Here is a 7,397-nt window from a genome sequence, read left to right on the forward strand (position 1 = left end):
TGTCGTACATCATGTGTCGCGCGATGAATCGGTCGTTCTTCAACGTGCTGCTCGGTGGCTTCGGCAACGAAGCCGGCTCGGCAGCGGCGGCAGGTGCGACGGAGCAACGGCCGGTCAAATCCGGCTCTGCTGACGACGCCGCGTTCATGCTCGGCAATGCGGAGAGCGTGGTGATCGTGCCGGGTTACGGTCTTGCCGTCGCCCGCGCGCAGCACGCATTGAAGGAACTGACCGACAAGCTGGTCGAAAAAGGCATCGACGTGCGCTACGCGATTCACCCGGTGGCCGGGCGGATGCCGGGGCACATGAACGTGCTGCTGGCGGAAGCCGAAGTGCCGTATGAACTCGTCCACGAGATGGAGGACATCAACAGCGAGTTCGGCCAGACCGACGTAGTGCTGGTGCTCGGCGCGAACGACGTGGTGAATCCGGCGGCCAAGACCGATCCGACCTCACCAATCGCCGGGATGCCGATTCTGGAAGCGTACAAGGCACGCACGATCATCGTGAACAAGCGGTCGATGGCGGCGGGTTACGCCGGTCTCGACAACGAGTTGTTCTACATGGACAAGACGATGATGGTTTTTGGCGATGCGAAGAAGGTGGTCGAGGACATGATGAAAGCCGCTTAGAATCGACGTTTGCTCGCCATACCCATAAGTTCGACGTATCTGACCATATCAAAACGGTCTTTGCCGGCGCTCCACAGCGCGACTAGCATCGGAGTATCCGATATGTTTCGAACCCATTTTAAGGGAGACACCCATGCATGCATTAGTCATTCACGCGCCGCTTGATCTTCGTATCGAAGACGTCCCGACCCCTGAACCGGAAGCTGACCAACTGCTCATCCGCGTACGGACAGGCGGCATCTGCGGCTCGGACCTGCACTACTTCAACCACGGCGGGTTCGGAACCGTGCGCATCAAGGAACCGATGGTCCTCGGCCATGAGGTAGCGGGCGTCGTGGCCGGGACAGGCTCCGCTGTCAACGACATGCCGGTCGGAACACGCGTCGCGATCAGTCCAAGCCGCCCATGTGGGCAATGCGAGTATTGCCAACAGGGTTTGCAAAACCATTGCCTCGACATGCGCTATTACGGCAGCGCCATGCGCACGCCGCACGTACAAGGCGCCTTTCGACAGGAAGTGGTGATCGACCGGTCACAGGCACACGTCGTGTCTGACGCGCTTAGCGACGCCGAAGCCGCCATGGCCGAGCCTCTTTCGGTCGCCTTGCACGCAGTGCGCCGCGCTGGCCCCTTGCTCGGAAAGCACGTGCTCGTGACCGGTTGCGGTCCGATCGGCGCGTTGATCGTTGCCGCAGCGCGGCGCGCCGGCGCTGCCCACATCGTCGCCACCGATGTCAGCGCCCTGCCCCTCGAAAGCGCGCAACGTGTCGGTGCGGACGAGGCGTTCAACGTCGCCGAGACACCGGCGGCACTCGACGCCTTCAAGGCCGGCAAAGGCACTTTCGATGTCCTCTTCGAAGCGAGCGGCAACGCCGCCGCACTTCGAGGCGCACTTGATGTGGTCCGCCCGCGCGGCGTGATTGTGCAGGTCGGGCTTGGAGGGGACGCTCCGCTGCCGATGAACGTGATCGTAGCGAAGGAATTCGACCTGCGCGGCGCCTTTCGATTCCACGAAGAGTTCGCGGTGGCAGTCGAGTTGCTCAACAAAGGCCTGATCGACGTCAAGCCCCTGATTTCGGATGTGTTTTCGTACCGCGACTCGGTCCAGGCCTTTGTGAAAGCAGGCGATCGAACAAAGGCAATGAAAGTCTTGATCGACTTCAAATGATCTCCATCGGTGGAGCGCGGGTGTCTTCGCCGAAGCCAGATACATGTCCCGATCGAAACAGCCAGGCGTGCGCGGGACATGCACGAACGGTGTGCTGATTGCGGCGTCGCGATAGGCGGAGGCTCCACGGTCGGGCTGGGAAAAGCTATCGAGCTTACCGATCATTGCCATCCCAGCCACGTATGACGGTTCCGCGGTTACGTCGATCTATTCCTTACGGAAGACGGGTTGAAGACTACCGAACGCGACCTTCGTGTTCTGCCCGACCATCGTCTACGATCCAAATCGCCGGCACCTCCAGCGTATCGTTGCGTGAACTCAGACCCGCCAGACCAACGGCTTCGTCTCTTTACCAAAGTAGCTTGTGGCGGTTTGGAGCCTGCTCCTACAAGTCGACTCCGAAGGGCCTTCCTTCATCTTTGGTAAAGCTTCGCAAACATCGATCTATTGATGCTCGCGTTCTTGGCAGATCCCACTGCATAAAAAAATGAGCCAAAGAAATGCTCAGCGCGCCGATCGCTCGGCTCCCAGAAGGGGCTGGCGATTTCCGCGCGCATGTGATCGGACGGAACGGCTGAATTCACGGCCACGATCAGACCGTGACACATGACCCGACCGTGTGCCGCTCCAGAAAATCGCCTTCGATCACGGGCGAGAATCCTCAATGAGGCGCAACGCAGCGTTTCGCGCAATTTCGATGATCCCGCTCGACGAATCCATTTCGAACTGTCGCGCGGTACGCCCGCTTACGTCGGCACCGGGAACGATCAGGCGCGCGCCGCCGACCATCGCCTGGATATGCGCCTGGCAGGCGCGCTCGAGCATGTATATTTCATGGAACGCTTTCGCAGCAGGCTCGCCTGCCGCAAGCAGGCCGAGATTGCGCAGAACCATTGCGTTCCGCGCACCGAGATCGCGGACGAGACGCTCGCGTTCGTCGAGATTCGCGACCGCTACGCGAAACTCACAGGTCGCTCGCTCCATGACTGTCCTGTGTGTTCCCGCGGGCCGGACGCTACGAACATTGTCGTCGTGAACATCGCATCCGCCCTTCGATTCAATACCCATAGCCCGCTGTCTGCGGAGCGACTTAGCTCAAAGAATTCCTAACGAAGCACAGACGGCCCGCGCGTCGTGCCAATGCCCATCCATTGCGCCGTCTGTGTTTCGTTAAGAATTCTCTCGGGTTAACGTTGCCATAAGTCGCCAAAGAGGTCTGAAGTCGCGTCGTTCGCCTGTTGCCTCGACTGCAATCTGCCGCTCCGGACTTGCGAGAGAACATCCTGCGGCAACCACGTATTTTCCATCGCGCCGATGCCGCTCTCGATCATCTGCTGCAAGAAGAATGACTGCTTGCGTCCCGTTACTTCAGCCAGGAGTCGCAACCTTTGCTCGATCTGCGGATCGACCCGTACCGCGACGACCTTCAGCTTGTTTTCCGCGGTCCTTTTCACCGAATTCTCCTGTTAGCGTTTTGAAACAGCTTGAACGGACGTGCTTGTGCACCGCATTCGCCATTGTTCACCTGCACCGACACTTTTTTGTCGAGTGCTTACCTCTGCATAGTGGACTGGCCCGGACGAATACCTATCCGGGCGAAGACGCCTCGGCCCCGAGCCCGTGAGTTTCCTACACTAAAGCGACGGATTTGAGTGGCGAAGGCATAGTAGCGTCGCCGCATCCTTTCCATTGCGTCTATGCTTCTCTCCCCCGCTCGCCGTCACATCAAGCGTAAGCCAATACGGGGCACACTTTTGCGCTATCGAGACCGCGTCGCCGAAGTACTCGGCGAAGCACGCGGAGAGCGCGTGATGATTCGCTCGATTCACGCCGATGGCCGGGAGCGCCGCACCGCTGTCAAGTGGATTCCCCTGCTCCCGCTCGATGGCCAGCTTTTCTAGCCCGCCCGCCTTGCCGATCCCGCGGGCTTACTGATTCACGGCGTCCTTGAACGCCTTGCCGGCGGTGAACTTCACCGTTTTGGCGGCGGCAATCTCGATTGTCTCGCCCGTCTGCGGATTGCGGCCCGTACGCGCGGACCGGTCGCCCGTGGAGAACGTGCCGAAGCCGATCAACTGAACACTGTCGCCGCCAGCGACGGCTTTGGACACGGTGTTCAGCACCGCGTCTATGGTATCGGCTGCCGCGCTCTTGCTGATGCCGGCGTCCGATGCGACCGCGTCTATCAGTTCCTGCTTGTTCATTCCACTGGTCCTCATGTCGTTCGGCCGAGCCAGAAACGGCCTGAGGCCCGCTACCTTACCGGACCGCTCGCCGTCGCGCAAACGGCCAGCGTTCGTTCGGCCCCTGGATTCTTGTACTTTTGATGATCGATATTGGGACTGGCTTGACCGAACGACTTGTGATGCGGTTGCGTGTCTATACTTGTCTAAGTTCCGCAGGACACGCTTGACTTAGCGGTCTGTCGAATCGCAGTTCAGACCTGGGCCAGGCGAAACGCGAAATGCTCTCATCGAATCAGGAATTCGCCGGCGACTTTTAACGCGGCTGAGCAAGCCTGAATTCGGCGATGGATTTTCCGCGAGAAGTACAACGAAAGCATCGTAACGGCCTAGTCCACAGGGGGCGTAAAGCTTACAGCCAAAGCGGGCGATCGAGGGACGGCTCCTACTTCGTTGCTTGTCGGGAATGGTCATGAGGCGCCCCGTCCCCGCGAACAACGCGGGAACTTGGCGCTCTCCCCACCCGCGCATATGTTGCCTCTATGTGGCTGCACGCCGCTTCGGATCCTGGAGATCGGCAATTCTAGACATACGCGGGATAATGTCGAAAAGACCGACGCCGGATCTCCGAAGTCCCGCAGTGCTCGATCCGCCCCGCTCGTTTGTGCGGCAAAAGTGGTCGCCGATCCATTCTTTTTTATCCTAGGCCCCAACGCCGTGCTTGCTCTTCCCGTCCGGATTGAGGCCTTGGTCTCCCTGGTTCGAGACCCAATTCTAAAGTCGGCCGAGAGCCTGCCGACGCGCGGGCTCTCGCGACTCCTCACTCCGCTCGGTTTTCAGCCGAATCGCCGTGTGCATGATTTCCGCACTGCAAATTCCAGCTTGCTGCACGGTCGCCTCTCAAAGGAATGACCATGCAATCGTGCATGCCACAATATTTGTGTCGTCGTGTTTAGTTCCTCACACGCAACTTGTTCTTCACCGTAACCACGCCTGATCCGCTCTTCACCGCGGTCGCAGCGGCTTGCACCTGGCTATCGGTCGATACTGAACCCTTGAGAGTGACGACACCGTTGTGGGCGCTCGCCTTGACCTTCGAAACGTCGACCCCCGCCCCCTTGATCGCAGAAAGCGCTGCGGCGGCCATCTCTTTGTCCTTGCTTTTGCCGCTATCACTGCTGACGCCTGCTCTGGCGAGATCGGCATACCGCCGCCTTGTGCATGTACGCAGGTTCCCACCGCCAGGATCAAAGCGCCTGTTGCTAAATGAATCTTGGTGCTACGCATGAAATCTTCTCCAATCGTTGAATGGGGGCTTTTCTGTTATCAACAAGTAACGCTACTCTGCTCGCCGCCCGCAACGCGGCGGCCTCCAGCCTGTCCGATCGACAATAGGTCCGCGTTCCCGCCGACAGCCGCGGTGTTCACGCTCACCGACATCCCGATCACGAGTCGATCGGTCGAATAGTCACCGGTGCTGTCCGCAATCCTCATCGAGAACGCCCTTATCGGAGCACTCTCTGAATCGATGCCAGGGGGCCAGGTCGATTTGTTACCTGTGCCGTTAATATCTTCAGGTGGTCGCCGTCACCCTCATACAACAGGGCGTCGAGGATTGCGCTGTCGATCTGCACCTGGACATGAGGTTTCAGCTCGTCAGGCAGCGCGTTCAACCGGTCCTTGCCGCATTCCCCGGCGAATACCACCCGGTTACCCGATTCGATCTTTTCTCCATGGGCGAGCAACGCCTGCCTCATCACCCAATGCGGGGTCCGCCGAACGCGGTCGTTCGCGCTGCGAATGCGTGCGCGCAGCACACCGTCGACTATTGCGCCCACCGTCTGTTTTTAACTGTTCTCGATCCACTGTTTGCCTTCTTCATGCGTCTCTGAAATGGGGCGAACACGCATGCACCGATGAGTGATTCCGATCCAGTAGCCTGAACTCGCCACACATCGCCGGCCGCATCCTTCGATGAAGCTGGATTGCAGCCGGGATCGCGTCACGACAGAACGACGGGTTAGTCCAGATCCTTCCCTTCCGTCTCTGGAACGAAAAGCGCGAGCAGGACAGTAGCCACAAGGAACAGGTTGATGAACGTGGTGGTCACGTTGAACGACGTCCCTTGCGCGACCAACATGCCGATGATGGTCGGCGCTGCAATGTTGGCGAGTCGCTGCGCCAATGCTGCCCAGCTGTAGCCGATCGTTCGCAGACGCGTCGAGTACAGTTCTGCGATCCATGTGTCCCAGACACCCCATGCGCCGAGACTGAAGAATGCGAGCGCGAAGTTGCAGAAATGGAGCATGTCGATCGTCTGCGCATTGGCGAAGCCGTAACCCGCCACGGCCGACAGGCCAACGAACGTGACCATCACCTTCTTGCGCCCGAGCTTGCCCGTCAGGTAGGAGGCGACCATGTAGCCGGGGAACATGCACAGTGCTGAAATGGCGATGAAACTGTAGCTTTGCGGCAAGCTGAGACCGCGCTGCTGCAGAAGCGTCGGCAGCCACGTCTGTAGACCCCAGTAGCCCCACGCAAAGGTGAAGTTGATCGCAATCTGCAGGACCGTAATGCGCAGGGCCGGTCCCTTCAGCAGCTCTCGCCACGCACCGCGCGTCACGCTGTCTACGTGCAGCCGCTGCCGCGCCGGGATGATCGTACGGCCGCGGCTCAGGCGTGCGATGGCTGCCCGGGCTTCGTCCAAGGACCCGTGGACGACCGGAGCCACTCATGACGTTATTGCAGAGTGTGTGCGAAGTTCTGCGCGCTCACGTCGTGCTCGAGAGCGAGTTCATCGACCGGATGTACCTGAACGTGTATGCGCCGCAGTTGCAGCGCGTAGGCGGCATGGTGTGGTACCTGCGTGGGCATCTCGGTCAGCGCTTCGCCTCGACCGCCACGGTGGCGCCCAAGACCGAGGCCTTCGTGGCCAACATCGAGAGGTTTGTCGCCGAGCAAGGTGTGGATCTGATGAGCTTCGGCAAGCACCAGCGCAAGGACGACATCACCCAGCAGTATCTGCAGCGGTTCGACGCCGACGAAGGGATTCTGTACGTCGGCCGCGCCCAGGAGAAGGCGCGCGTGGTGCGCACCGAACGGCGCCGTTGTGCACGCACCGGTATGAACTATCCGTGGGTGGTCGAGGGCAGCGCGATGGTGAACCACTCTACTTCTACTGCGTGGACGACGACTTCGGCCCGTTCTTCCTGAAGTTCTGTTCCTACTTTTCGTACAACGCCAAGCTGTGTATCAACGGCAACGAAAACGCCAGGTGCCAATTGCGCAAGCGCGGCATCGGTTTCGAGGCGCTCGACAACGGCATCCTCTCGTGCGGAGACCCCAAGGCGCTGCAGCGAATCTGCGATGGGCTGGATGAGCGCAAGATTGATCGGCTGCTGCGCAAACGGCTGG

At 59.8% G+C, this 7,397-nt stretch carries 9 protein-coding genes and 2 pseudogenes; 5 read left to right on the forward strand and 6 right to left on the reverse strand.

Annotated elements, in window-relative coordinates:
* From AWB68_RS40955 to AWB68_RS51755, 3 genes and pseudogenes are all read left to right on the forward strand, one after another.
* The coding region (locus AWB68_RS40955) for an NAD(P)(+) transhydrogenase (Re/Si-specific) subunit beta (RefSeq protein ID WP_143282022.1) at positions 1 to 632 on the forward strand (632 nt) is incomplete at its 5' end.
* A 133-nt stretch (positions 633 to 765) separates the two neighbouring features.
* The gene (locus tag AWB68_RS40960; RefSeq protein ID WP_087649870.1) at positions 766 to 1,800 is read left to right on the forward strand and encodes an L-idonate 5-dehydrogenase; all 1,035 of its coding nucleotides are present in this window, start codon (positions 766 to 768) and stop codon (positions 1,798 to 1,800) included.
* Between the two features lie 36 nt (positions 1,801 to 1,836).
* Positions 1,837 to 2,083 (forward strand): annotated as a pseudogene (locus AWB68_RS51755) (maleylacetate reductase); the annotation flags it as partial.
* Positions 2,084 to 2,445: 362 nt separating this feature from the next.
* Here AWB68_RS51755 and AWB68_RS40975 read toward each other — a convergent pair.
* From AWB68_RS40975 to AWB68_RS41005, 6 genes are all read right to left on the reverse strand, one after another.
* Positions 2,446 to 2,694, reverse strand: coding sequence for a class II aldolase/adducin head domain-containing protein (locus AWB68_RS40975; protein WP_445344366.1), 249 nt, complete (start codon positions 2,692 to 2,694; stop codon positions 2,446 to 2,448).
* 293 nt (positions 2,695 to 2,987) lie between these two features.
* Positions 2,988 to 3,254 (reverse strand): YlcI/YnfO family protein, encoded by a 267-nt coding sequence (locus AWB68_RS40980; protein WP_087649873.1) that lies wholly within the window; start codon positions 3,252 to 3,254, stop codon positions 2,988 to 2,990.
* A gap of 474 nt (positions 3,255 to 3,728) precedes the next feature.
* Positions 3,729 to 4,004, reverse strand: coding sequence for an HU family DNA-binding protein (locus AWB68_RS40990; protein WP_087649875.1), 276 nt, complete (start codon positions 4,002 to 4,004; stop codon positions 3,729 to 3,731).
* Between the two features lie 931 nt (positions 4,005 to 4,935).
* The gene (locus AWB68_RS40995; protein WP_087649876.1) at positions 4,936 to 5,130 is read right to left on the reverse strand and encodes a BON domain-containing protein; all 195 of its coding nucleotides are present in this window, start codon (positions 5,128 to 5,130) and stop codon (positions 4,936 to 4,938) included.
* A 358-nt stretch (positions 5,131 to 5,488) separates the two neighbouring features.
* On the reverse strand, positions 5,489 to 5,821 hold the full coding sequence (locus AWB68_RS51760) for a hypothetical protein (protein WP_087649877.1): 333 nt from the start codon (positions 5,819 to 5,821) through the stop codon (positions 5,489 to 5,491).
* 182 nt (positions 5,822 to 6,003) lie between these two features.
* Complete coding sequence (locus AWB68_RS41005; protein WP_235028789.1) at positions 6,004 to 6,690, reverse strand: MFS transporter; 687 nt, start codon at positions 6,688 to 6,690, stop codon at positions 6,004 to 6,006.
* Between the two features lie 26 nt (positions 6,691 to 6,716).
* On the opposite strand from AWB68_RS41005, the gene AWB68_RS41010 reads away from it, so the two are divergent.
* Together AWB68_RS41010 and AWB68_RS41015 are read left to right on the forward strand one after the other, a co-directional pair.
* Positions 6,717 to 7,196, forward strand: coding sequence for a hypothetical protein (locus AWB68_RS41010; protein ID WP_087649879.1), 480 nt, complete (start codon positions 6,717 to 6,719; stop codon positions 7,194 to 7,196).
* Positions 7,166 to 7,397, forward strand: a pseudogene (locus AWB68_RS41015) (hypothetical protein); the annotation flags it as partial. The gene AWB68_RS41010 and the pseudogene AWB68_RS41015, both read left to right, overlap by 31 nt.

It is taken from the genome of Caballeronia choica, assembly GCF_001544535.1.
GTDB classification, from domain to species: Bacteria; Pseudomonadota; Gammaproteobacteria; order Burkholderiales; family Burkholderiaceae; genus Caballeronia; species Caballeronia choica.